The organism is Duganella alba (assembly GCF_009674495.1).
In the GTDB taxonomy this organism is placed as follows: Bacteria; Pseudomonadota; Gammaproteobacteria; order Burkholderiales; family Burkholderiaceae_D; genus Rugamonas; species Rugamonas alba.
Genome location: NZ_WKJN01000031.1, coordinates 50855 through 72145 on the forward strand (window position 1 = coordinate 50855; position 21291 = coordinate 72145).

Annotated in this window: 22 protein-coding genes and 1 pseudogene; 13 read left to right on the forward strand and 10 right to left on the reverse strand. The window is 65.7% G+C overall.

The genetic code is table 11. The features are described 5' to 3' along the window. Positions 1-13: 13 nt before the first annotated feature. Positions 14-1054, forward strand: coding sequence for an L-glyceraldehyde 3-phosphate reductase (gene mgrA / locus GJ695_RS23880; RefSeq protein ID WP_154369221.1), 1041 nt, complete (start codon positions 14-16; stop codon positions 1052-1054). 1 nt (position 1055) lies between these two features. Here mgrA and GJ695_RS23885 read toward each other — a convergent pair whose 3' ends face one another. Beyond that, positions 1056-1538: a hypothetical protein gene (locus GJ695_RS23885; RefSeq protein WP_154369222.1), complete on the reverse strand. Its 483-nt coding sequence runs from the start codon at positions 1536-1538 to the stop codon at positions 1056-1058. A 100-nt stretch (positions 1539-1638) separates the two neighbouring features. Between GJ695_RS23885 and GJ695_RS23890 the strand changes: the two genes are divergently transcribed. Continuing rightward, on the forward strand, positions 1639-2541 hold the full coding sequence (locus GJ695_RS23890) for a LysR family transcriptional regulator (protein ID WP_154369224.1): 903 nt from the start codon (positions 1639-1641) through the stop codon (positions 2539-2541). Positions 2542-2547: 6 nt separating this feature from the next. Here the strand turns inward: GJ695_RS23890 and GJ695_RS30270 are convergent, their stop codons facing one another. After that, positions 2548-2901 (reverse strand): hypothetical protein, encoded by a 354-nt coding sequence (locus GJ695_RS30270; RefSeq protein WP_229260623.1) that lies wholly within the window; start codon positions 2899-2901, stop codon positions 2548-2550. Between the two features lie 155 nt (positions 2902-3056). Between GJ695_RS30270 and GJ695_RS23900 the strand changes: the two genes are divergently transcribed. The 7 genes from GJ695_RS23900 to GJ695_RS23930 are packed head-to-tail and all read left to right on the forward strand — an operon-like array spanning position 3057 to position 9443. After that, positions 3057-3314, forward strand: coding sequence for a DUF4148 domain-containing protein (locus tag GJ695_RS23900; protein WP_154369226.1), 258 nt, complete (start codon positions 3057-3059; stop codon positions 3312-3314). Between the two features lie 9 nt (positions 3315-3323). Continuing rightward, positions 3324-4760: an efflux transporter outer membrane subunit gene (locus GJ695_RS23905; RefSeq protein WP_371866595.1), complete on the forward strand. Its 1437-nt coding sequence runs from the start codon at positions 3324-3326 to the stop codon at positions 4758-4760. Positions 4761-4811: 51 nt separating this feature from the next. Beyond that, positions 4812-5309 (forward strand): MarR family winged helix-turn-helix transcriptional regulator, encoded by a 498-nt coding sequence (locus GJ695_RS23910; protein WP_154369228.1) that lies wholly within the window; start codon positions 4812-4814, stop codon positions 5307-5309. Between the two features lie 9 nt (positions 5310-5318). Continuing rightward, positions 5319-7457: an FUSC family protein gene (locus GJ695_RS23915; RefSeq protein ID WP_154369230.1), complete on the forward strand. Its 2139-nt coding sequence runs from the start codon at positions 5319-5321 to the stop codon at positions 7455-7457. After that, positions 7435-7647, forward strand: a complete 213-nt coding sequence (locus GJ695_RS23920; protein WP_308493326.1) for a DUF1656 domain-containing protein — start codon at positions 7435-7437, stop codon at positions 7645-7647. Before GJ695_RS23915 ends, GJ695_RS23920 begins: the two co-directional genes overlap by 23 nt. Before the next feature lie 28 nt (positions 7648-7675). Then, complete coding sequence (locus GJ695_RS23925; RefSeq protein WP_166455319.1) at positions 7676-8539, forward strand: HlyD family secretion protein; 864 nt, start codon at positions 7676-7678, stop codon at positions 8537-8539. Then, entirely contained in the window at positions 8529-9443 is a 915-nt protein-coding gene (locus tag GJ695_RS23930) for a LysR family transcriptional regulator (RefSeq protein WP_154369232.1), read from the forward strand. Before GJ695_RS23925 ends, GJ695_RS23930 begins: the two co-directional genes overlap by 11 nt. On the opposite strand, the gene GJ695_RS23935 is transcribed toward GJ695_RS23930, so the two are convergent. The 6 genes from GJ695_RS23935 to GJ695_RS23960 all read right to left on the reverse strand — a co-directional run bounded on the left by GJ695_RS23935 (position 9403) and on the right by GJ695_RS23960 (position 14749). Beyond that, positions 9403-9885 (reverse strand): ester cyclase, encoded by a 483-nt coding sequence (locus GJ695_RS23935; RefSeq protein ID WP_154369235.1) that lies wholly within the window; start codon positions 9883-9885, stop codon positions 9403-9405. The genes GJ695_RS23930 and GJ695_RS23935 overlap by 41 nt on opposite strands. Positions 9886-10013: 128 nt before the next feature. Continuing rightward, complete coding sequence (locus GJ695_RS23940) at positions 10014-10760, reverse strand: SDR family oxidoreductase (protein WP_154369237.1); 747 nt, start codon at positions 10758-10760, stop codon at positions 10014-10016. 44 nt (positions 10761-10804) lie between these two features. Then, the gene (locus GJ695_RS23945) at positions 10805-11137 is read right to left on the reverse strand and encodes a hypothetical protein (RefSeq protein WP_154369239.1); all 333 of its coding nucleotides are present in this window, start codon (positions 11135-11137) and stop codon (positions 10805-10807) included. 22 nt (positions 11138-11159) lie between these two features. Continuing rightward, positions 11160-11822 (reverse strand): thiol:disulfide interchange protein DsbA/DsbL, encoded by a 663-nt coding sequence (locus tag GJ695_RS23950; protein ID WP_154369240.1) that lies wholly within the window; start codon positions 11820-11822, stop codon positions 11160-11162. 84 nt (positions 11823-11906) lie between these two features. After that, a complete protein-coding gene (locus tag GJ695_RS23955; RefSeq protein WP_154369242.1) occupies positions 11907-12773 on the reverse strand; it encodes a cobalamin-binding protein in 867 nt (288 codons plus the stop codon). Further along, positions 12773-14749: a TonB-dependent receptor gene (locus tag GJ695_RS23960; RefSeq protein WP_154369244.1), complete on the reverse strand. Its 1977-nt coding sequence runs from the start codon at positions 14747-14749 to the stop codon at positions 12773-12775. Before GJ695_RS23960 ends, GJ695_RS23955 begins: the two co-directional genes overlap by 1 nt. Before the next feature lie 139 nt (positions 14750-14888). Here GJ695_RS23960 and GJ695_RS23965 point away from each other — a divergent pair, with 139 nt between their 5' ends. After that, positions 14889-15704, forward strand: coding sequence for a DODA-type extradiol aromatic ring-opening family dioxygenase (locus GJ695_RS23965; RefSeq protein ID WP_154369246.1), 816 nt, complete (start codon positions 14889-14891; stop codon positions 15702-15704). 81 nt (positions 15705-15785) lie between these two features. On the opposite strand, the gene ylqF is transcribed toward GJ695_RS23965, so the two are convergent. After that, complete coding sequence (ylqF, locus tag GJ695_RS23970) at positions 15786-16736, reverse strand: ribosome biogenesis GTPase YlqF (RefSeq protein ID WP_154369247.1); 951 nt, start codon at positions 16734-16736, stop codon at positions 15786-15788. Positions 16737-16865: 129 nt separating this feature from the next. On the opposite strand from ylqF, the gene GJ695_RS23975 reads away from it, so the two are divergent. Further along, on the forward strand, positions 16866-18854 hold the full coding sequence (locus tag GJ695_RS23975) for an OPT family oligopeptide transporter (RefSeq protein ID WP_154369249.1): 1989 nt from the start codon (positions 16866-16868) through the stop codon (positions 18852-18854). A gap of 38 nt (positions 18855-18892) precedes the next feature. Here GJ695_RS23975 and GJ695_RS23980 read toward each other — a convergent pair whose 3' ends face one another. Beyond that, positions 18893-19819, reverse strand: coding sequence for a histone deacetylase family protein (locus GJ695_RS23980; RefSeq protein ID WP_154369251.1), 927 nt, complete (start codon positions 19817-19819; stop codon positions 18893-18895). An 83-nt stretch (positions 19820-19902) separates the two neighbouring features. Here GJ695_RS23980 and GJ695_RS23985 point away from each other — a divergent pair, with 83 nt between their 5' ends. Both GJ695_RS23985 and GJ695_RS23990 read left to right on the forward strand, forming a co-directional pair. Continuing rightward, positions 19903-20823 carry an AAA family ATPase gene (locus tag GJ695_RS23985; RefSeq protein WP_154369253.1) on the forward strand — a complete coding sequence of 307 codons (921 nt, stop codon included), beginning with the start codon at positions 19903-19905 and terminating at the stop codon, positions 20821-20823. 6 nt (positions 20824-20829) lie between these two features. After that, positions 20830-21291 (forward strand): annotated as a pseudogene (locus GJ695_RS23990) (DUF58 domain-containing protein); the annotation flags it as partial.

Below are 21291 nucleotides of genomic sequence, written 5' to 3' on the forward strand. Positions count from 1 at the left end.
ATGGAGACAAGCAATGACCTACCAGGCTTCACCACACCGTTACGATGAAATGCAGTACCGTACCTGCGGCCGCAGCGGCTTGAAATTGCCGGCGATGTCGCTCGGCTTGTGGCATAACTTCGGCGACACCAATACCCTCGCCTCGCAGCGCGAGATGCTGCGCACCGCGTTTGACCTCGGCATCACCCACTTCGACCTGGCCAACAACTACGGGCCGCCTTACGGTTCGGCGGAAACCAATTTTGGCCACCTGTTCAAGGAAGATTTCAAGCCCTACCGCGATGAGCTGATCATCTCCACCAAGGCCGGCTGGGACATGTGGCCCGGTCCCTACGGCCAGGGCGGCGGCTCGCGCAAGTATGTGCTGGCCAGCCTGGATCAGTCGCTGCAACGCATGGGCCTCGACTACGTCGATATCTTCTACTCGCACCGCTTCGATCCGGACACGCCGCTGGAAGAAACCATGGGCGCGCTGGCGCACGCGGTCCAGCAGGGCAAGGCGCTGTATGTGGGCGTGTCGTCCTACTCCGCCGAGAAGACCGCCGAAGCGGCGCGCCTGCTAAAGGAGTGGAAGGTGCCGTGCCTGATCCATCAGCCTTCCTACAATATGCTGAACCGCTGGATCGAAACCGAAGGCCTGCTCGATACGCTGGGCCAGGAAGGCATCGGCTGCATCACCTTCACCGCGCTGGCGCAGGGCATCCTGAGCGACAAGTACCTGAACGGCACGCCGGCCGATGCGCGCATCAACCGTCCGGGCGGCGGCTCGCTGCAGCAGTCGCACCTGAGCGAAGCCAATCTGGAACGCGTGCGCGGCCTGAACGAAATCGCCAAACGCCGTGGCCAGACGCTGGCGCAGATGGCGCTGGCCTGGGTGCTGCGCGATCCGCGCATCACCTCCACGCTGATCGGCGCCAGCAACGCCGCGCAGATCAGCGAGAACGTCGCCGCGCTGAAGAACCTGTCCTTCACCGCCGAAGAACTGGCGCAGATCGACGCGCAGGCACAGGAAGGCGCCATCAATCTGTGGGCCGGCTCCTCGTCGCACCGCTGATTCAGTGCGCGCCGTAGAAGGCTTCGCCCTGCGCCAGATGCTGGGTGAAGTCGAAGCGGCGCGCCAGCATCGCCTCGAAGTCCGCGCGCGCGATGCGCATCACATAGCTGTGCTGATTGGCGATCAGCCGGCTGTCCGGCGGCAGCAGCGCCACATGCTCGCCGCCATACCACTTGGCGGCATCCGCATGGCCGGCCTTCAGCACCTGCCCGCCCTGCTCGATCTGCCAGCCGCCATCCAGCAGGATCCAGATATGGTCGTTGGCGTCCAGGCGGTTGCTGACCTCCATGCCGGCCTGCGCTTCCCACTCCGTTGAATGATCGATCACCCATTGCAGCTGGCGCTTGTCCAGCCGGGTGAAGAACGGCGTCTTTTTCAGCAGATGCAGATACGTGACGGACTGTTTCATGTGCGGCTCCTGTGTCGTGCAGCCACCCACGGCGATCGCAAAGGCAGCGGCAAGCAGGTATCGGGCGATGTTCATGGAAGGCTCCTGGTGAGTTGATGAAACCAGTATGACTTCTCGCCATTAATGAATAAAGACAGTAATATTGCAATCACTATGCAATAACCGCGAATAAAAAATGGACCGTTTCAATGCCATGCGCATTTTCACCCGCATCGTCGAGCTGGAGAGTTTCAGTAAGGCGGCGGAGGATTTGCAGATTCCCGCCGCCACGGCCACCTACACCATCAAGCAGCTGGAGGCACGGCTCGGCGTGCGCCTGCTTCAGCGCACCACGCGCCATGTCAGCACCACGCTGGACGGCCAGGCGTATTACCAGCGCTGCGTGCGCATTCTGGCGGATGTGGAGGAAACCGAGGCGGGCTTCGGCAACAGCGGCGTGGCGCCGCGCGGCAAGCTGCGCGTGGATTTGCAGGGCACATTGGCGCAGCATTACGTGCTGCCGCGCCTGAAGGAATTCTTCGCGCGCTATCCGGATATTGAACTGGAAATCGGCATGGGCGACCGCCTGGTCGACCTGGTGCGCGACGGCATCGACTGCGTGCTGCGCGTGGGCGAATTACGCGACTCCAGCATGGTGGGCCGCCGCGTCGCCAGCCTGCAGCAGGTCACCTGCGCCAGCGCCGCCTACTTTGAGCAATACGGCACGCCCACGACGCTGGATGACCTGCTGACGCAGGGCCACCGCGCGGTGAACTTCTTCTCGTCCAGCACCGGCAAGATGTTCCCATTCGACTTCATGGTCGATGGCGTGGAACGCAGCATCGCCCTCCCCGGCAGTGTGTCGGTCGCCAGCGCCGAGGCGTATGCCGCCTGCTGCACCCACGACCTGGGACTGGTGCAGGCGCCGCGCTATCACATGGAACAGCAACTGCGCAGCGGTGCGCTGCGCGAAGTGCTGGCGGAATGGCGCCCACGGCCGATGCCCGTCTCGGTGCTGTACCCGCACCAGCGGCAGCTGTCGCCGCGCGTGCGGGTGTTCGTCGACTGGCTCAGCGACGTGATGACCGTCGCCAGCTAGCCGGTTTTAGTCGCGGCGCGACCAGTCGCGCCGTTCCTCGCGCCGCGCCTGCGGCGGCACATCGCGCGATGCGGTGTCGTTCGGCAGCACGTCGTGGAATTCACCATCCACCAGCGGGATCGATTCGACGTGGTCGAAACCAAGGTCGCCCGCCTCCACATTGGCTTCGTCCGCGCCGGCGCGCTCGCCGGTGCCGTGGGCGTCGGTGTCGCTGTCCAGGCCCAGGTCCGGCTCGCCCACCACATCGCTGCCGCTGTCGGAATTGTCGCTCGGGCCCAGCGCGCGCGTGCCGTGGCCACGCCCCAGGGTACGGTCGGCGCCTGCCGGAATGTTGTCCGGGTCCAAAGTGCTGTCAGCCATGATCGCCTCCTTGCCATAAAAATCACATTACACCATCGCTATCGCACCAGGTCGGTGCGCCGGTTCGCATAAGACTATCGTTCCTATAGGAATTTTTTACTTTACAAATGTATTATTCATCCCTATAGTTATACTCATTAATTACGGAGAACATCATGAGCACGACTACCAAACACCTGCTGGGCGCCATCGCCACCGCCGCTTTTGCCATCGCCGCCACCGCCACCACGGTGACCAACGCCTTCGCCGAAGATACGCCAGCCGCCAAAACCGCCAAGGCTGAAGCGCCTGCCGGCAAAACCCGCGCTGAAGTCCAGGCCGAATTCCTGGAAGCCCGCAAAAACGGCACCCTGCTGGAAACCGAGGCGGACTTCGACGTCGCCCAGACCCGCAAGCACGTAGTCAAGCACTAAGCGACGCCAGTGAACCAGCGCTCGTCCAAACTTGCCCTGCTCGCGTGCGCACTGGCCGTGCTGGCCGGTTGCGCCGACATGGGCAACGTCAAGCCGCAAGCCACGCAGCTGAAGCCCGCTGAACTGAATCCGGGCAAAGCCATCGCCGCCGCCAGCGAAAACATCGCCTGGCCCGACGAACGCTGGTGGGAAGCGCTGCACGACGAGCAGCTGAACAAGCTGGTGACCGCGGCACTGAGCGACAACCCGAACCTGCGCGCCACGCTGGCCCGCGTGCGCCAGGCGGAAGCGCTGACCGGCGTCGCCAAGGCCGCCACGCAGCCGCGCGTGGACGCCTCGGCCAGCGCCGACCGCGAGTTGTACTCGGCGCACAGTACGATCCCCGCACCACTCGCCGGGAACTACGCGTGGAAGAATACCGCCACGCTATCCGGTTCCTACGACCTGGATCTGTGGGGTCGCAATCGCGATGCGCTGGCCGCCGCGCTGGACGATGTCCACATGGCCGCCGCCGAATCGCAAATGGCGCGCCTGACGCTGGAGACGTCCATCGTCCGCACCTACATCCAGCTGTCGCTGGAGTACGCGCTGCAGGACAGCGTGGCCGACAACCTGGCGCAGCGCCAGCGCATCCTGGACATCACGCGCCGCCGCAAGGCGGCCGGCCTGGCCAGCGACCTGGATGTGGCCAGCATCGAAACCACACTGCCGGCCGGACGGCGCGAGCAGGAACAATATGGCGAATCCATCGCCCTGCTGCGCAACCAGCTGGCGACACTGATCGGCAAAGGACCGGGCGACGGCGATACGATCGCCCGGCCGCTGCTGACCCTCGGCGCGACGCGCAGCGACGGCGTACCGGCCACGCTGCCGGCCGAACTGGTGGGCCGCCGCCCGGACATCGTGGCGCAGCGCTGGCGCGTGGAAGCCGCCGGCTCGCGCATCGCGGTAGCGAAAAAAGACTTTTATCCCAACATCAACCTGGCGGCCTTCGCCGGCATGCAGTCGCTGGGCTTCGGCCACTTCCTGGACGCCAGCTCGCGCATGCGCGGCATCACGCCGGCCATCAGCCTGCCGGTGTTCGACGGCGGCCGCCTGCGCAGCCAGTTGGGCAACCAGACCGCTGTCTACGACGGCGCGGTGGAGCAGTACAACGCCACGGTGATCCAGGCCATGTCCGACGTCGCCAACGCGGTGGTGAAGATCGAATCGGTGCGGCAGCAGGATGAACTGGCGCAGCGCGCGCTCGATTCGGCGCGCCGCCAGCAGCAGTTGTCGGAGAAAGCCTACCGCGCCGGCTTGACCGATACCCTGAACGTGATCAACGCCCAATTGACTTTGTTGAACGAGCAGCAGCAGATGGCGCAGGTGGCCAGCAAACAGCTCGATAATTACGCTTTATTGATGTCGGCGCTGGGCGGAGGCATAAAACTGGATTTTGATTGACACTTTAAATAGTACAATCAAGCCTTTCTAGAAAATATCAGAGGAGTGGCAATGAGTAGTTTTGATGCGACTAAAAGGCGCCTTAAAAATATCCATGGCCGAATACCGGAATTCCCTGAGGAGTTGATGCGCCTGTTGCGCATGACTTACCACATCCAGAAACGGATGAAAGATTTGAGCAACGCCGCACTGCGTAAATACGAGCTGGTTGACGCCAGCTACATGGTGCTGGCGGTGCTGTACGGTTCGGACAATGAGACCTCGACCGCGTCCACGCTGGGCGAGGCTTGCATGGAAAAACCGGCCAACCTGACGCGCGTGTGCAACGACCTGGAAGCCCAGGGCCTGATCACGCGCGGCAACCGGCCCGGCGACCGCCGCTGTGTGATGATCTCGCTGACGGACGCCGGCCGCACGCTGGCCGAAAAAGTGCTGCCGGAAGTCTGGCGCACCACCACGCGCGCCTACGACGGCTACAGCGAGGAAGAAGTAAAACTTTTGGAAGGGCTGCTGAAACGGCAGCTCGATAATTTAGAAGCAATCACCTAGAACCGACCAATGAACGCACCTCCCGCCGCCCCTTCCCCGGACCAACGCGCGGCGCGGAGGGCGTTCACCTGGTTCAGGGCGCAGACCGCCGACTGGGCCGGCACCGAAGGCCAGCGCTGGATCTTTGTCGCCAAGGCCATGCTGGCCGCGTTTGCCGCCCTGTGGCTGTCGTTCCGCCTCGGCCTCGAAGCGCCCTACACCGCCCTTGCCACCACCGTGGTCCTGGCCCTGCCCAGCAGCGGCATGGTGCTGGAAAAAGCCCTGCACCGTTTTCTCGGCACGCTGGTCGGCTGCTCCGCCGCGCTGACGCTGGTGGCGCTGTTCCCGCAGTCGCCGACGGTGCTGTTCCTCGGCCTGGCGCTGTGGGTGGCGCTGTGCACCGGCGGCGCCGCCATGCACCGCAACCAGCAGTCCTACAGCTTCGTATTGGCCGGCTACACCGCCGTGATGATCGCGGCGCCGGCGGTCGATGCGCCGGGCAATGTGTTCACCCTGGCCGTCACCCGCGTCACCGAAGTCAGTCTGGGCATCATCTGTTCGGCCGTGGTGCACGACGTGTTCTTCCCGCGCCGCCATTCGGGCGCCGTGATGCGCACCGTGCAGGCGCGCTACGCCGGCTTCATCGATTTCTGCCGCCAGGTGCTGGCGCACCGCATCACGCCGGCCGACGCCGAGCTAAACCACCTGAAGTTCGCCGCCGATATCGCCGCGCTGGAATCGGGCCGCGCCGCCGCCTTCTTCGAGGCCGGCCATTCGCGTTCGCAAACGCGCCAGCTGCACGCCTTCAACGCCGCCTTCATGACGGCGCTGACCACCTTCTACACGCTGCATCGCCTGAGCCACCGCCTGCGCGCGGCCGGCGACGGCCCGGTGCTGGCGCTGGTGGAGCCGATGTACGCCCACCTGGCGCAGGCCATGGGCGACGAGCTGACGCCGGCGCGCCTGGCGCAGATGCGCAGCAAGCTGGCCGACGACAGCGCCGCCGCGCAGGCGCAATTGGCCGCCGGCCCGGAGCTGGACCGCGCGCGCCACATCGATTTCGACACGGCGGTGGAGCTGCTGGAGCGTTTCGCCGGCAACCTGGCCGATTTCGCCGCGCTGTACCACGGGCTGGCGCAGCAGAAGCGCCAGCAGGTCAGCGATCCCGGCGCGTACTCGCCGAAGACGCCGCCCGCCATCATCGTCGCCAGCGGCGTGCGCGCCGGCGCCACGCTGCTGGTGACGGCCGCCATGTGGTACTGGCTGGCGTGGCCGGCCACCGTCAACGCGATCCTGATGGCGACCATTTTCTGCGCGCTGGCCTCGTCCTCGCCGCGTCCGACGGTGCTGGTCAGGCAGGTGCTGATCGGCTTCCTGATCTCGATGCCGTTCGCCTTCATCACCGAGTTCCTGCTGGTGACCAGGGCCGACAGCTTTTACCCGCTGGTGCTGGCGGCGCTGCCGCTGTTCGCCTTCGGCGCCTACCTGAGCAGCAGTCCGCGCTGGAGCGGCGTCGGCATCGGCGTCGGCATGTTCTCGGCCACGCTGGTGGTGCCGGCCAACCTGATGCACTACGACGTCGAATCCTTCATCGCCAGCGAGCTGTCGCTGACCATGGGCGTGGCGGTGGCCTTCGTGATGTTCAAGGTGCTGCTGCCGGAGCACACCATGGGCCATCGCGGCCACGTGGCCGCCGCGCTGTGGCAGGAGGCGCGCAACGCCTGCGGCGCGCGCCTGCACCGCCTGAAGCGCCGCTTCGACAACCGCGTGCGCGACCTGTTGAGCCAATTGAACGCCGCCGCCGGCCCGTCGCCGAACGCGCAGACGCGCGCCGTGGTGCGCCAGGGCCTGACCTTGCTGGAGCTGGGCCACGCCGCCATCGAACTGCGCCAGCTGATCGCCGCCTCGCACGCAGGCAGCGCGCGCGACAGCCTGGAAACGGTGCTGCGCCAGTTGGCCGCCTATCTGGATGCGCCGACGCGCACCGCCGGCGAAGCGGTGCTGGCATCGATCCTGCACGCCGGGACGGCGGTGCGCGCCGCCCTGCCCGATGCGCATCCCGAGCGCCGCGCGCGCCTGCACATGGCGCTGACCGACCTGCATTCCATCTATACGTCCTTGCTGGACCAGCTTTCTGGAGAATCGAATGTTCCAACACCTGCCGCGTGAAATCGACTTTTTCGGCGTGCTGCTGCCCGGCGTGCTGCCGGTCTTCCTGCTCAGCGCCGTGCTGCAACTGGTGCTCGATGCGGTGTTAAGCTATGTCGGCGCGTATCGCCTCGGCTGGCACCCGGCGCTGGTGCGGCTGTGCATGTTCGTCTGCATCTTCAGTGCCTTGCTGGTCACGCTGTACCAATAATAAATTCAACTTCCTGTGAGAGCCTTCTGTGAGCGCATCTAAAATTTTCCGCTTTTGTCTGACCATGCTGTTGCTGGCGGTGGCCCTGTGGGCGGGCCGCACCGCCTGGGACCACTACATGGAATCGGCCTGGACCCGCGACGGCCGCGTCAAGGCCGACGTGGTGACCATCAGCGCCGACGTGGCGGGCACCGTCACCGAAGTGCTGGTGCACGACAACCAGCTGGTGCAGAAAGGCGATGTGCTGTTCGTGGTCGACAAGGCGCGCTACGAAAATGCGCTGATCCAGTCCAAGGCGCTGCTGGCGTCGCAGCAGGTGGAAAAAGGCCGCCGCACCAGCGAGGCGAAACGCCGCGCGGACCTGGATGCTTCCATCGTCTCGGCCGAGAGCAAGGAAACCGCGGAAGCGGCGGTCGGCACCGCCTCGGCCCAGTACCAGGCGGCGGTGTCCGCGCGCGACCTGGCGGAGCTGAACCTGGAACGCACCGTGGTCCGCGCGCCGGTGACCGGCTACGTCACCAACCTGAATGTGCATCCGGGCGACTTCGCCGCCGTCGGCGCGGCCAAGCTGGCGCTGATCGATGCCGCCTCGTTCTACGTGGTCGGCTACTTCGAAGAGACCAAGCTGCCGCTGCTGAAATTGAACGACAAGGTGGAAATCCACATGATGAGCGGCGCCGCGCTGCTGCAAGGGCATATCGAAAGCATCGCGCGCGGCATCACCGACCGCGATGCGAACCTGGGCCGCGAGCTGCTGGCCGACGTCAACCCGACCTTCAACTGGGTGCGCCTGGCGCAGCGGGTGCCGGTGCGCATCCACATCGACAGCAAGCCGAAGGATCTGGAGCTGGTGGCCGGCACCACCTGCACGGTGGTGATCCATGGACAGTAGCAACGACCGCTTCACCGTCGTCCGGCTGTTCCTCGACGCCGCGCAGCTGGGCAGCTTTTCGGCTGCCGGCCGCAAGCAGGGCATGTCGCCGGCGGCAGCCAGCGCCAGTATCCAGCGGCTGGAAGCATCGTTGCAGGTCAAGCTGTTCGAGCGCACCACGCGCCAGTTGCGGCTGACCGAGGAAGGCAAGCTGTATCGCCACTTCAGCGAACAGGCGATGGCGCTGATGGCGGAGGCGGAATCGAGCCTGCACGCCGGCACCGACAGCGTGCGCGGCATGGTGAAGATCTCGGCGCCGTCGGACCTCGGCCGCAATGTGCTGATGCCGATGCTGGACGCCTTCCGCACCGTCCATCCGGACGTGCAGTATGCGCTGACGCTGAGCGACAATACTTCCAACATGGTGCAGGACGACATCGACCTGGCGCTGCGCTACGGCCAGCTGGCCGACAGCGAGATGGTGGCGCGGGTGCTGGCGCCGAGCCGGCGCGTGGTGTGCGCGGCGCCGTCGCTGATCGCGCAGACCGGCGGCCCGGCCATGCCGGAGGATCTGGCCAACCTGCCGACGCTGGTGCTGGTGACGGCGCTGGGGCCGATGCAGGACTGGCGCTATTGCAGCAACGACGACGCCGACGAACGCCTGTCGGTGCGCGTGCGCCGCACGCAGCAGAGCAACGACGGCGAGATTATCCGCAAGTGGGCCATCGCCGGCCAGGGCTATGCGTACAAGTCGATCATCGACATCTCGGACGATCTGCGCAGCGGACGGCTGGCGACGGTGCTGGACGAATACTTCACCGACAGCGCGCCGCTGAACATTCTCTACCACCGCAACCGCTACCAGCCGCCGCGCATCGCGCTGCTTATTGCGTTCCTGATGCAGCGCTTTGCGGATCTGGCGTGATGCCCATCTGCTGAAGCAGCGTCAGGTTGTCTTCCAGGTGCCAGTTCTCGGCGATGCGGCCGTTCACCACGCGATACAGGTCGAAGGCCTGGAAATCGATGGCCTGGCCCCTGCCTTGCACCGCGCCGAACTTGCCGGTGAAGTGACCGGTGAAATGCAGCCGCACCGACACCAGCTCGCCATTCGGCACGATGTGCGTGGCTTCGGCTTGCAGGTCCGGCACGGCGGTGCGGAAGAACAGCGAGGCTTGCAGCGGGCCGTTGACGCCCTGCTCGCGGCCGGCCGGCAAGGTGCGGTCGATGAAGTCCGGCGCCAGCGCTTTCTTCGCCAGCGCGGGATCGCCGGTGTTCCAAAAGGCTGCGTAGATGCGGGCGGCGTCGGCCACCGGGTCGGCGTGGGCGGCGCCGGCCGCCAGCAGGCTTGCAATGAGAAGGGCTTTCATGATGCTTCCTTTCGTGGAGTGGATGCATCCATTGTCCGCGCGCGCTGGCCGCGTGGGAATGCGGCCCGCACTTGAAGCAGCTTCAAGCGGCGATTGAATATGCGCAGCCCCGCAGGCGACGTCCTGGCCTAGCGCGCGCCGGCGGCGTCGATGATGGCGCCGCTGACGTAGCTGGACTGCCCGCCCAGCAGCCACAGAATGGTCTCCGCGATCTCCTCCGGCTGGCCGCCGCGCCCCAGCGGCACGGTGGACGCCAGCTTGCTGACGCGGTCCGCATCGCCGCCGCTGGCGTGGATCTCGGTGTAGACGATCCCCGGCCGCACGCAGTTGACGCGGATGCCTTCCGCCCCCACCTCCTTCGACAGGCCCAGCGTCAGCACATCCACCGCGCCCTTGGACGCCGCATAGTCCACATACACATTGCCGCCGCCATGGCGCGCCGCGCCGGACGACACGTTGACGATGCCGCCCCCCTGCCCGCCGCGCGCGGTGGACATGCGCCGCACCGCCTCGCGGCTGCACAGGAAGTAGCTGAGGACATTGGTGGTCAGCACGCGCTGCAGGCGCTCGGCCGACATGTCGGCCAGTTGGCCCTGCTGTTCCAGCACGCCGACATTGTTGACCAGCGCCGTCAGCGGCCCCAGCTCCTCGTCGATGGTGCTGAACAGCCGCAGCACGTCGGCCTCGATGCCGACGTCCGCCTGCACGGCGATGGCTTCGCCGCCCTCGGCCACGATCTGCGCGCGCAGGCGCTCGGCGGCATCAGCGTTGCTGACATAGTTGATGCAGACCGCATAACCGCGGCGGCTCGCCAGCAGCGCGGTGGCGGCGCCGATGCCGCGGCTGCTGCCGGTCACCAGGAGTACTTGTTTCATGCTTGGCCTTTCATGAAAAAAGCCCGCTGCTGCGGGCTTTCGGATTATTTTTCCGGGCTGAGGTGGCTCATCGCGTAGGTCAGATGCTCCCACCAGTGATCGCGCGACTGCACGCTGCGCAGACACTTCTTATCCAGCTCGGTCTTGAAGACCGGGTCGCGGCACTGCTTGCTGATCAGCGCATTGCGCTGGTTCTCGGCGTTGACCAGGGCCACGCACAGCCACAGGATCAGGCCGAGGAACACAATCACCAGGCTCCACGCCAGGTGGTTGATGTACGACCATTCAAACAAGGTTTCCAGCGCAGGCGAAGATTCCTTGTAGATCTTCATGACCTGGGCTTCCGCCTCTTCCCGATCGTTGTTGGGGAATTTCATTGCCCTACCCGTCCTTCCTTGATTACTTCTTGCCCGCGCGTTCCACCAGCGATTTCGCCACCAGGCTGTCCGCGACGGCAAACATGGCCGCATGCGCCGCCGGCGCCGAGGTCAGGCCGTGGCCTGCCACCGCCGGCGAGGTGGTGTAGCGGCCGTCGATGACCAGTGCCGGCACGCTATCCAGTTTATACTGATTTGCCACTTGCACGCCGCGTTTCAATTTGGTTTGCACGCCGAACGAGTTGAACGTCTCCAGGTACTTGGCCTTGTCGACGCCGTTCTTGACCACGAAGTCCAGCAGCGCCTGGTCGGTGTTGAGGCGGTTGCGCTCGACGTGGATGGCGTGGAAGATTTTCTCGTGCATGCCGTTGCCCAGCGCGTTCATGGCTTCCAGCGTGTAGAACGCCTTGGCTTGCGGATCTTCACCCATGTGCATACGGCGGAACACGATCTTGTCGCTGTTTTTCTTGACCCATGCGGCCAGGTCCGGATCGAGCGCGTTGCAGTGCGGGCAGTGGTACATGAAGAATTCCAGCACCTCGACTTTTTTGCCGGTGTCCGGGCTTGGGCCGTTGACGCTGTTGTAGTCGACGCCATCCTTGAAGTCGGCGGCGGAGGCGCCGGCGGCAGCGGCCATAAAGGCGACGGTGGCAATCAGTGGACGCAGGAAGCTCAGGAGACGCATAACAATCCTTCAAGTATGAGATGAGTGGCAAACGCGGGGAGATTACCACTTTTTCCCCGCTTAGAGATAACTGTTAAGTCAACTTTAAGGCCGGCGTCGGCGCGCGCGCTCCAGTTTCTCGCACAGCACCGCGATGCCGTCGGCGATGCGCGGCGTGGCGCGCACCAGCAGTTCGCTGTCCAGCATGAACAGGTTGTCGCGCTGGACCGCCAGCATGCCCTTGTACGGTTTCCAGATGTTGATGCCGGCCTGGCCGCTGTGCTGCTCGCCGCCGACGATGGCTTCCGGATTTTCCTGCAACACCGCTTCGGTGCTGACCGACGGCGCCGTCACTTTCAGGCCGGCGAAGATGTTGCGGCCGCCGCAGACGCGCAGCGCGTCGCTGACGATGTGCTCTCCGTTAAGCGTGAACAGCGGCTTTTCCCAGATCTGGTAGAACACCTTGACCGGCGGGCGTTGCGCGTAGGTCGCCGTCAGCTTGCCGATTTTCTGGCGGTAGTCGCGCGCGGCCGCTTGCGCGGTGCCGTCGGTGCCGAGCAGCTGGCCGAGGCGCGTCAGGCTGGTGGCGACGTCGTCCAGCTTTTTCGGCTCGCTGTAGAAGATCGGAATGCCCAGGCTTTTGAGCTGCGCCAGCTGGCGTTCGGTGTTCCCGGTCTGCCACACCACCAGCAGGTCCGGCCGCAGCGCCAGCACGCGCTCCATGTCGATCTGGGCGTCGCTGCCGATCAGCGGGATGCGCCTGGCGGCTTCCGGATAGTCGCTGTAGTTCATGGCGCCGACCACGCGCTCGCCGCCACCGGCCGCGAACAGCAGCTCGGTGATGTGCGGTGCGGTCGAGATCACGCGCAGCGCCGGCCTGGCCAGGGTGACGCTGTTGCCGGCGTCATCCTGCACCGTGACGCCGTGCGCGGCGCCGGCGGCCAGCGCCAGCATCAGTGCGAAGCCGCGCATCAGAACTCGTAGCGCGCCGAGATTTTCAGCTGGCGGCCGTCAGCCGGGTAGATGCCGAACTTGCAGCCGTAGGCCTGCGAGAAGTAGTGCTTGTCCGCCAGGTTCTGGCCCGACACCGCCCACTCCCACTGGCCGAACTTGCGGGCATAGCGCGCGTCCAGCGTGGTGTAGGCAGGCATCTCGCCGGAACAGGTGTTGTCGAAGTCGGAGCCGTAGCGCTGCTTGTCGACCCACTGCGCACCGAAGTCGGCGGTCTGGCCGTTGGCCGGCGTCCAACTGACGCGCGCGGTCAGCACGTTCTTCGGCACCAGCACCATTTCGCGGCCGTCGTTGACGCCTTCGCGGAACTTGGCCTGCACGTGCTGGTAGTGCGCGTTCAGGTTCCAGGCGGCGGCCAGGCGCTGCTCGGCGTCCAGCTCGAAGCCCTGACGGCGCGTCGGGTCCAGGTTGGTGTTGGCGCCGAAGCCGCCGTTCAGCGTTGGATCGTAGAAGATTTCGTTGGTCAGGTTGTTGCGGAACACGCGCGCGGTGATCTTCTGCGTGACGTTGGCGTAGCTGGCGCCCAGCTCCGCATCGTGCGACTGCTGCGCCGCCAGCGGCTTGTTGAAGATCGGCGTGTAGGCGTTTTCGTCGGCGTTGGCGACACGGTAGCTCTGTCCCAGTTTGCCGTACACGGTCAGGTTAGACACCGGCATGTAGCTCGCCTGCAGTTCCCAGGCGTTCAGGCCCTGCACCACGTTGTAGCCGGCGGTGGCCACCGGATCGACGAAGTCCTTGTCGAAGATTTCGCGCCGCACGCCAGCCGAGATGCGGCCTTCATGCGCCGGGTCGAAGCGCAGTTCGTCGCGCAGGTAGAGCGCTTTGGATTTCTGGTTGGCGTCGGCGGCGGAAAAATCGGAGGCGGTAGTGCGCTCCCACTTGATGAAGTCGACGCCGGCCACCAGTTCATTGACCATACCGTTGATCGCGCCCAGCTTGCGCACTCGCGGCGAGAACTGCAGCTGCTTGCTGTCGTAGGTGCTGGTCGACGGGAAGCCGCTGAACACATAGGTCGATTCCACGGTCTTCTTGCGGTACGACAGGTCGGCGGCGACGTCGTGGCCGAACAGGCGGTACTGGCCGAACACGGTCAGGCGGTCGCTGTCGAGCGAGCCGTTGTCGTCGGGCGTCAGCGTCTGGCGCGGGTTGGCGTTGTACTGGGCTTCGGTCAGCGCGCCGGCAAAGCGCATGTCCTGGCGCGCGCCTTCGTAGCGGAAGCCGATGCGGTCGAAGTCATTGGCGAACCACTGGGCTCCGCCGCTGAAGTGGGTCTGCTTGAATTCGTTGTTGTCGCGGTAGTTGTCGGTGCGCTGGTGGTCCAGCGTGGCGTCGGCGGCAAAGCCGTTCCAGGATTGCGCGGCCGAGATGCGCGCTTCGCCGGCGTGGAACTGGCCGCCTTCGAGGAACACGCTGCCACGGCTGGTGTACTGGCCCGGACGCTTGGTGACGATGTTGATCACGCCGGCGGTGGCGCCGTCGCCGTACAACACGCTGGCGCCGCCGCGCAGGATCTCGATGCGCTCCACCGTGTCGACCGGAATGGTGGACAGGATGGCGTTGCTCAATTCATTTTCCGACAGGCGCACACCATCGAGCACGATGACCATGTTCTGGCTGCTGTTGGTGCCGAAGCCGCGCAGGTCGAGACCGAAGTCCGGGCTGCCGTCCAGGCTCTGGCGGCCGTAGACGCCGCCGATCTTGCGGATCGCCGCATTGACGTCGCTGGCGCCGGCGCGGCGGATGTCGTCCGCGCTGATGATGGTGGCGCCGATCGGGGCCAGCGACGGGTCGGCGTCGAAGCGCGAGCCGGTGACCACCACCGAGGCCAGCGCCTGGCCGGCCTGCACGGTGTCTTCGGCCTGGGCGGCGAACGGCGTGGCGAAGCAAAGGGAAATGGCGGCGGCCAGCAGGCGCGGACGGAATGCGGAGGATGTCATGATGTTATTAAGTCAAGCGTTAGGAGTCGCAGATTATACGCGTGACAAGATCATTCAGGTTTTGGATATGATCTATCTATATTTACTGCATTGATTGCGGAAGCGTGAGTGCTTATAGTGAAGACTGAAAGGAACTCCTATGACCACGCAAAAACTCCCCACCTATTTCCTGTCCCACGGCGGCGGCCCATGGCCGTTCATGATGGACCAGGTAGGCCATTTGTACGGCAAGCTGGACGCCTCGTTGCGCGACATTCCGCGCCAGATCGGCGTCACGCCCAAGGCGGTGCTGGTGATTACTGCGCACTGGGAGGGCCGTGATTTCATGCTGTCGTCGTCGGCCAAACCGCCGATGATTTACGACTACGGCGGCTTCCCGCCGCATACCTATCAGGTGCAGTACAGCGCACCGGGTTCGCCGGAGCTGGCGGCGCAGGTACAGCAGCTGTTGCAGGCCGGCGGCCATGCGGCCGTGCTGGATGCGGAGCGCGGCTTCGACCACGGCACCTTCAGCGCCATGTATCCGGTGTATCCGAATGCGGATGTGCCGATCGTGCAGCTGTCGCTCAAGTACGGCCTCGATCCGCAAACGCACCTGGAAGTGGGCCGCTTGCTGGCGCCCTTGCGCGAGCAGGGCGTGCTGATTGTCGGCAGCGGACTGAGTTACCACAATCTGCGCGCCTTCAATGCGGCCGGGGCGGCGGCGTCGCATGCGTTTGACGACTGGCTGCGCCAGACCATGGCCTTGCCGGCGCAGCAGCGCAGCGCGCAGTTGATGAAGTGGGATGAGGCGCCGGCCGCGCGCATGGCGCATCCGCGCGAAGAGCATCTGCTGCCGCTGATGGTGGTGCTGGGCGCCGCCGAGAACGACGACGCCTCCGTGCCGTATCACGAGGATGCTTTTATGGGTGCTCTCGCCGTCAGTAGTTTCCGTTTCGGCCAGGCCGCGGCTTAAGCTTTAAAGTTGTCCCCCGAGGCGACGCTGGGTCAGACCCCGTTCGGGGTCTGACCCTTGCTCGGATTTGCGGGTGGGGTGCTAAGTACCGCGCTTGCCGTTGGCGGCGGCCTTGGCTTTTTCGGCTGCGATGGCGGCCTTCTCGGCGGCCTTGGCCGCCATTTCGGCTTCGTGCTGCGCCAGGCGCACGCCGCGCGTCTCCGGCGTCTCCAGCGAGATGCGGCCCAGGATGCCGCTGCGGTAGTCGCCGAGGAAGGTGTGCGCGGCCTTTTCGTAATCGAGGTCGCCGCCCTTCTGACGGAAGCCGCGCTTCATACCCACGCCTTCCACCACGCCGATGGCGTCGAGGCTCTCGATGTCCTTGAAGCCGTAGCGCGCCACCAGCAGCTGCGGATAGTGCACCAGCAGCTCGCCGGCCAGGAACTCCGCCACTTCCTCTTCAATCAGCGCATTCGAGCCGATCGCGTGGCTGGCGGCCAGCATCAGGCCATCGCTTGGCAGCGCGATCTTCGGCCACAGCATGCCGGGCGTATCGACCAGCACCGTATTCTTGTCCAGGTACAGCTTCTGCTGCTGCTTGGTCACGGCAGGCTCGTCGCCCACCTTGGCCACGCGCTTTTTCAGCAAGGCGTTCATCAGCGTCGATTTGCCGACGTTGGGAATCCCCATGATCATGATGCGCAGCGGCTTGGTCGGCACGCCGCGGTGCGGCGCCAGTTGCTTGGCCAGGTCCGGAATGCGCGCCACGTCGGCCGGCTTCTTGGTGGTCATCGCATACGCGGTCACGCCTTCCTGGGCGTTGTAGTAGGCGGTCCAGGCGGCGGTGGCGGCCGGATCGGCCAGGTCGATCTTGTTGAGGATCTTCAGGCAAGGACGCTGGCGGAACTTGCGCAGCTCCTCCACCATGGGATTGGTGCTGGCCTCCGGCAGGCGCGCGTCGACCACTTCGATCACCAGATCGGTGTTCTCCATCTGTTCCGCCGCCTTCTTTTTGGCGGCGTTCATATGCCCTGGGTACCATTGTATCGACATGCTCTGACCTTCAAAATCGTTCTGACAACCTGCTATTTTACCTGCTAACTGGCGCGGGATTCGTTTATCATGAGTCGCCTTTCCTTTTTCTAACCATATAAACAATATTTTTCAACCGGAGTGCTGAAGATGAGCATAGCTGCACCGTCCAACCCGAAGGAGATCACCCTTCGCGGCATTATTCTGGGCATTCTGATTACGCTGGTATTCACGGCGGCCCAGGTGTATCTGGGTCTGAAGGTCGGCCTGACCTTCGCCACCTCGATCCCCGCCGCGGTGATCTCGATGGCGCTGCTCAGCGCCTTCAAGGACGCCACCATCCAGGAAAACAACATTGTCCAGACGATTGCCTCCGCAGCAGGCACGCTGGCCTCGGTGATCTTCGTGCTGCCTGGCCTGCTGATGATCGGCTGGTGGGCGCACGTGCCGTTCTGGCCGACCTTCGGCGCCTGCGCCATCGGCGGCGTGCTGGGCGTGATGTACACGGTGCCGCTGCGCCGCGCGCTGGTGTCGCAATCGAACCTGCCGTATCCGGAAGGCGTGGCCGCCGCTGAAGTGCTGAAGGTCGGCATGGCCTCGCGCGAAGGCGCGGCCGAGGGCAAGGCCGGCCTGCGCGCGGTGATCTGGGGCGCGCTGACGTCGGCGCTGTTTGCCGCCGGCGCCGCCGCCAAGCTGCTGGCGGCCGAAGTGTCGGTCTACTTCCGCGCCGGTGGCGGCGCCACCGGCATCGGCGCATCGAGCTCGCTGGCCCTGATCGGCGCCGGCCACCTGATGGGCATCACCGTCGGTGTCGCCATGGGCGTCGGCACCATCATCGCCTGGGGCGTGCTGGTGCCGCTGATGACCTCCCTGACGCCGGCCGCCGCCGGTGTCGACGCCGCCGGCCACGCGCTGGGCGTGTGGTCCAAGCAGGTGCGCATGATGGGCGCCGGCGTGATCGGTATCGCCGCCATCGTCACGCTGGCCGGCCTGGCCAAGCCTATCCTGGGCGGCCTGAAGTCGGCCATGGAGACCGCGCGCAAGGCCAAGCTGGCCGGCGCGGTGCTGGACCGCACGGAAATGGATATGCCGATCTTCATCGTCGGCCTGGTGACGCTGATCGCGCTGGTGCCGGCCGGCTGGCTGCTGGCCAGCTTCCTGCAAGGCGGCCCGCTGATGTCGCTGGCCGTGCCGCTGGTGGCGGTCGGCGTCGGCTACATCCTGATCGCCGGCATCTTCGCGGCCGCCGTGTGCGGCTACATGGCGGGCCTGATCGGTTCGTCGAATTCGCCGGTGTCCGGCATCGCCATCCTGACCATTCTCGGCGCCGCATTGAGCGTGGGCTTCGTCGGCCGCAGCGTGATGGGCCCGGAAGTGGCGCAGGCGCTGATCGCCTTCGCGCTGTTCGTCACCACCGTGGTGCTGGCCGTGGCCGTGATCGGCAACGACAACCTGCAGGATCTGAAGACCGGCCAGCTGGTCAACGCCACGCCGTGGAAGCAGCAGGTCGGCCTGCTGATCGGCGTCGCCGCCGGTTCGTGCGTGGTGCCGCCGGTGCTGGAGCTGCTGAATCACGCCAACGGCTTCGTCGGCGCGCCGAACCTCGATTCGATCTCCAGCGAGCCGCTGGCCGCGCCGCAGGCGCTGCTGATCTCGACGCTGGCCAAGGGCGTCATCGGCGGCGACCTGGATTGGCAACTGCTGGGCTATGGCGTGGAAATCGGCCTGGCGCTGGTGGTGATCAACTTCCTGCTGAAGAAATTCAGCAACGACAAATACAGCCTGCCGCCGCTGGGCGTGGGCCTGGCGATCTACCTGCCGAGCGCGGTCATCACGCCGGTGGTGATCGGCGCCGTCACCGGCTGGCTGTTCGATCGCGCGGTCGAGAAGAAAGTCGGCGGCGAGTCGGCCAAGCGCATCGGCGTGCTGGTGATGTCCGGCTTCATCGTCGGCGAGAGCCTGTTCAACGTCGCGCTGGCGGGTCTGATCGTCCTGTCGGGCAAAGGCGAGCCGCTGGCGGTGGCCAACAGCATGAGCGAAGGCACCTCGATGCTGGTGGCGCTGATCGTCGGCGTGGCCATCGTCTGGGGCCTGTACCGCTGGTCGGCCAGGAACGGCGAAGCGGTGCACCAGAAATAAGGCAAGCAACAACGGCGCATTTCGATGCGCCGTTTTTTTTACAGGTCGGCCAGCGCCTTGACGTGGGCCACCACGCTGCGGCCCAGCGCCGACAGGTTGTAGCCGCCTTCAAGGCAACTGACGATGCGGCCCTTGGCGTACAACCTGGCCACGTCCATCATCTGCTGCGTGATCCAGGCGTAGTCCGCCTCCACCAGGCCCATGCCGCCGATGTCGTCCTCGCGGTGGGCGTCGAAGCCGGCCGAGATGAACAGCATCTCCGGCTGGAACGCGTGCAGCGCCGGCAGCCATTGTTCGGTGACGATCTGGCGCACCACGTCGCCCTTGGTGTAGGCCGGCACCGGCACGTTGACCTGGTGGTCGGTGATCGGCTGCGGCTCGCAATACGGATACAGCGGGTGCTGGAAGAAGCTGACCATCAGCGCGCGCGGCTCGTTGCGGAAGGCTTCCTCGGTGCCGTTGCCGTGGTGGACGTCGAAGTCGACGATGGCCACGCGCGACAGGCCGCGCACGTCCAGCGCGTGCTTGGCGGCGACGGCGACGTTGTTGAACAGGCAGAAGCCCATCGGCTCGACCGGCCGCGCGTGGTGGCCGGGCGGCCGCACCGAGCAGAAGGCGTTGTCGATTTCGCCGTCGATGACGGCGTCGGTGGCGGCCACTGCGGCGCCGGCGGCGCGCTGCGCGGCGCGCCAGCTCCAGGCGTTCAACGAGGTGTCGCCGTCGATCGGGTAGGTGTCGCCTTCGGCCGGCACGTTGTCGCGCACGATGGCGATGGCGTTCTTGCTGTGGTTGCGCTCCAGGTCCGCCAGGTCCACCAGCGGCGCCTCGCGGTGGTCCAGCAGGTCGCTGATGTGCGAGCCGATCAACTGGTCGGCAATGGCCTGCAGGCGCGCCGGGGATTCTGGGTGCCAGTCGCCCATGTCGTGGCGCTGGCAATCGGGATGGCTGTAAATGGCTGTGCTCATGTGACCTGGATGTCTCTGTTTTTTCTGCGGCAAGCGTTTTCTCGCATAGAATCGCTCCTAGGCGCTAATCTACCATACATATCATGACCACAAAATTGCATGCGGTCGCCCGCCAGGTGGGCGGCATCATCGTCGGCAAGGAGTTGCAGATCCGGCTCGCCCTGACCTGCCTGCTGGCCGGCGGCCATTTGCTGGTCGAGGATGTGCCGGGCGTCGGCAAGACCACGCTGGCGCACGCGCTGGCCATTTCGCTGGGCCTGCGCTTCAACCGCGTGCAGTTCACCAGCGACCTGCTGCCGGCCGACGTCAACGGCATTTCGATTTTCGAGCGCGAGCGCAACGGCTTCGTGTTCCATCCGGGGCCGATCTTCACGCAGGTGCTGCTGGCCGACGAGATCAACCGCGCCACGCCGAAGACCCAATCGGGCCTGCTGGAGGCGATGGAGGAACGCCAGGTCAGCGCCGACGGCGTCACGCGCGCGCTGCCGTCGCCGTTCTTTGTCATCGCCACGCAGAATCCCGCGCACCAGATCGGCACCTTCCCGCTGCCGGAGTCGCAGCTGGACCGCTTCCTGATGTGTCTTTCGCTGGGCTATCCGGACGCCGCCGCCGAACGCGCGCTGCTGATGGGCGAGGACCGGCGCGAGCTGCTCAAAACCCTGCCGGCGGCGATGACGGCCGATGAACTGCTGCAGGCGCAGCAAGGGCTGCGGCAGATCCACGCGTCGGCGGCGCTGATCGATTACGTGCAGGCGCTGGCGGCGGCCTCGCGCCAGAACGGCATGTTTGCCGAGGGACTGAGTCCGCGCGCGGCGATCGCGCTGCTGCAGGCGGCGCGCGCCTGGGCGGCGCTGGAGGGCCGCGACCATGTGCTGCCGGAGGATGTGCAGGCGGTGCTGGTGCCGGTGTGCGCGCACCGGCTGCGGCCATTGAAGTCGGCCCACGGCGTGGCGCTGGCCAGCCGCGACCTGGTCTTGCAGCTGCAAGCGTCGGTGGCGGTGTAGGCAGTGATGGCCGGCGCGCTGCACGCGTTGTACCGCAAGGGCCGCGACAAATGGCTGTTCCAGCTGCGCGACGCCGAGCCGGGCACGGTGACGCTGACCATGCGCCGCGTGTTCATCATGCCGACCCGCGCCGGGCTGGCGTTTGCCGGACTGCTGCTGGTGATGCTGGTGGGCGCACTGAATTACAACCTTGGCCTGGGCTTTGCGCTGACCTGCTTTGCCGGCGCCTGCGCGGTGGCCGACATGTATCTGACGGCGCGCAACCTGGCCATGCTGCAGCTGGCGCCGGGCCGCGCGGCGCCGGTGTTTGCCGGCGAGGCGGCGCAGTTCGAGCTGCATCTGCTGAATCGCGGCGGGCCGGATCGCTATGCGCTGTGGCTGGGTTTCCAGGCCGACGGCGAGCCGCGCCAGGTGGCCGATGTGGCGGCCGGTGGCGCCAGCGCGGTGACGCTGTCGGCGCCGGCGCCG

Excerpts from the sequence above, each read along its gene's own strand:
- GJ695_RS23950 (WP_154369240.1), bottom strand. The coding sequence starts at position 11,822 with ATGCGTCTCCTGAGCTTCCTGCGTCCACTGATTGCCACCGTCGCCTTT.
- GJ695_RS23900 (WP_154369226.1), top strand. The coding sequence starts at position 3,057 with ATGAGCACGACTACCAAACACCTGCTGGGCGCCATCGCCACCGCCGCT.
- GJ695_RS23935 (WP_154369235.1), bottom strand. The coding sequence starts at position 9,885 with ATGAAAGCCCTTCTCATTGCAAGCCTGCTGGCGGCCGGCGCCGCCCAC.
- GJ695_RS23890 (WP_154369224.1), top strand. The coding sequence starts at position 1,639 with ATGGACCGTTTCAATGCCATGCGCATTTTCACCCGCATCGTCGAGCTG.
- GJ695_RS23915 (WP_154369230.1), top strand. The coding sequence starts at position 5,319 with ATGAACGCACCTCCCGCCGCCCCTTCCCCGGACCAACGCGCGGCGCGG.
- GJ695_RS23965 (WP_154369246.1), top strand. The coding sequence starts at position 14,889 with ATGACCACGCAAAAACTCCCCACCTATTTCCTGTCCCACGGCGGCGGC.
- GJ695_RS23975 (WP_154369249.1), top strand. The coding sequence starts at position 16,866 with ATGAGCATAGCTGCACCGTCCAACCCGAAGGAGATCACCCTTCGCGGC.
- GJ695_RS23960 (WP_154369244.1), bottom strand. The coding sequence starts at position 14,749 with ATGACATCCTCCGCATTCCGTCCGCGCCTGCTGGCCGCCGCCATTTCC.
- GJ695_RS23930 (WP_154369232.1), top strand. The coding sequence starts at position 8,529 with ATGGACAGTAGCAACGACCGCTTCACCGTCGTCCGGCTGTTCCTCGAC.
- GJ695_RS23945 (WP_154369239.1), bottom strand. The coding sequence starts at position 11,137 with ATGAAATTCCCCAACAACGATCGGGAAGAGGCGGAAGCCCAGGTCATG.
- GJ695_RS30270 (WP_229260623.1), bottom strand. The coding sequence starts at position 2,901 with ATGGCTGACAGCACTTTGGACCCGGACAACATTCCGGCAGGCGCCGAC.
- GJ695_RS23940 (WP_154369237.1), bottom strand. The coding sequence starts at position 10,760 with ATGAAACAAGTACTCCTGGTGACCGGCAGCAGCCGCGGCATCGGCGCC.
- GJ695_RS23920 (WP_308493326.1), top strand. The coding sequence starts at position 7,435 with ATGTTCCAACACCTGCCGCGTGAAATCGACTTTTTCGGCGTGCTGCTG.
- GJ695_RS23980 (WP_154369251.1), bottom strand. The coding sequence starts at position 19,819 with ATGAGCACAGCCATTTACAGCCATCCCGATTGCCAGCGCCACGACATG.
- ylqF (WP_154369247.1), bottom strand. The coding sequence starts at position 16,736 with ATGTCGATACAATGGTACCCAGGGCATATGAACGCCGCCAAAAAGAAG.
- mgrA (WP_154369221.1), top strand. The coding sequence starts at position 14 with ATGACCTACCAGGCTTCACCACACCGTTACGATGAAATGCAGTACCGT.
- GJ695_RS23985 (WP_154369253.1), top strand. The coding sequence starts at position 19,903 with ATGACCACAAAATTGCATGCGGTCGCCCGCCAGGTGGGCGGCATCATC.
- GJ695_RS23910 (WP_154369228.1), top strand. The coding sequence starts at position 4,812 with ATGAGTAGTTTTGATGCGACTAAAAGGCGCCTTAAAAATATCCATGGC.
- GJ695_RS23955 (WP_154369242.1), bottom strand. The coding sequence starts at position 12,773 with ATGCGCGGCTTCGCACTGATGCTGGCGCTGGCCGCCGGCGCCGCGCAC.
- GJ695_RS23885 (WP_154369222.1), bottom strand. The coding sequence starts at position 1,538 with ATGAACATCGCCCGATACCTGCTTGCCGCTGCCTTTGCGATCGCCGTG.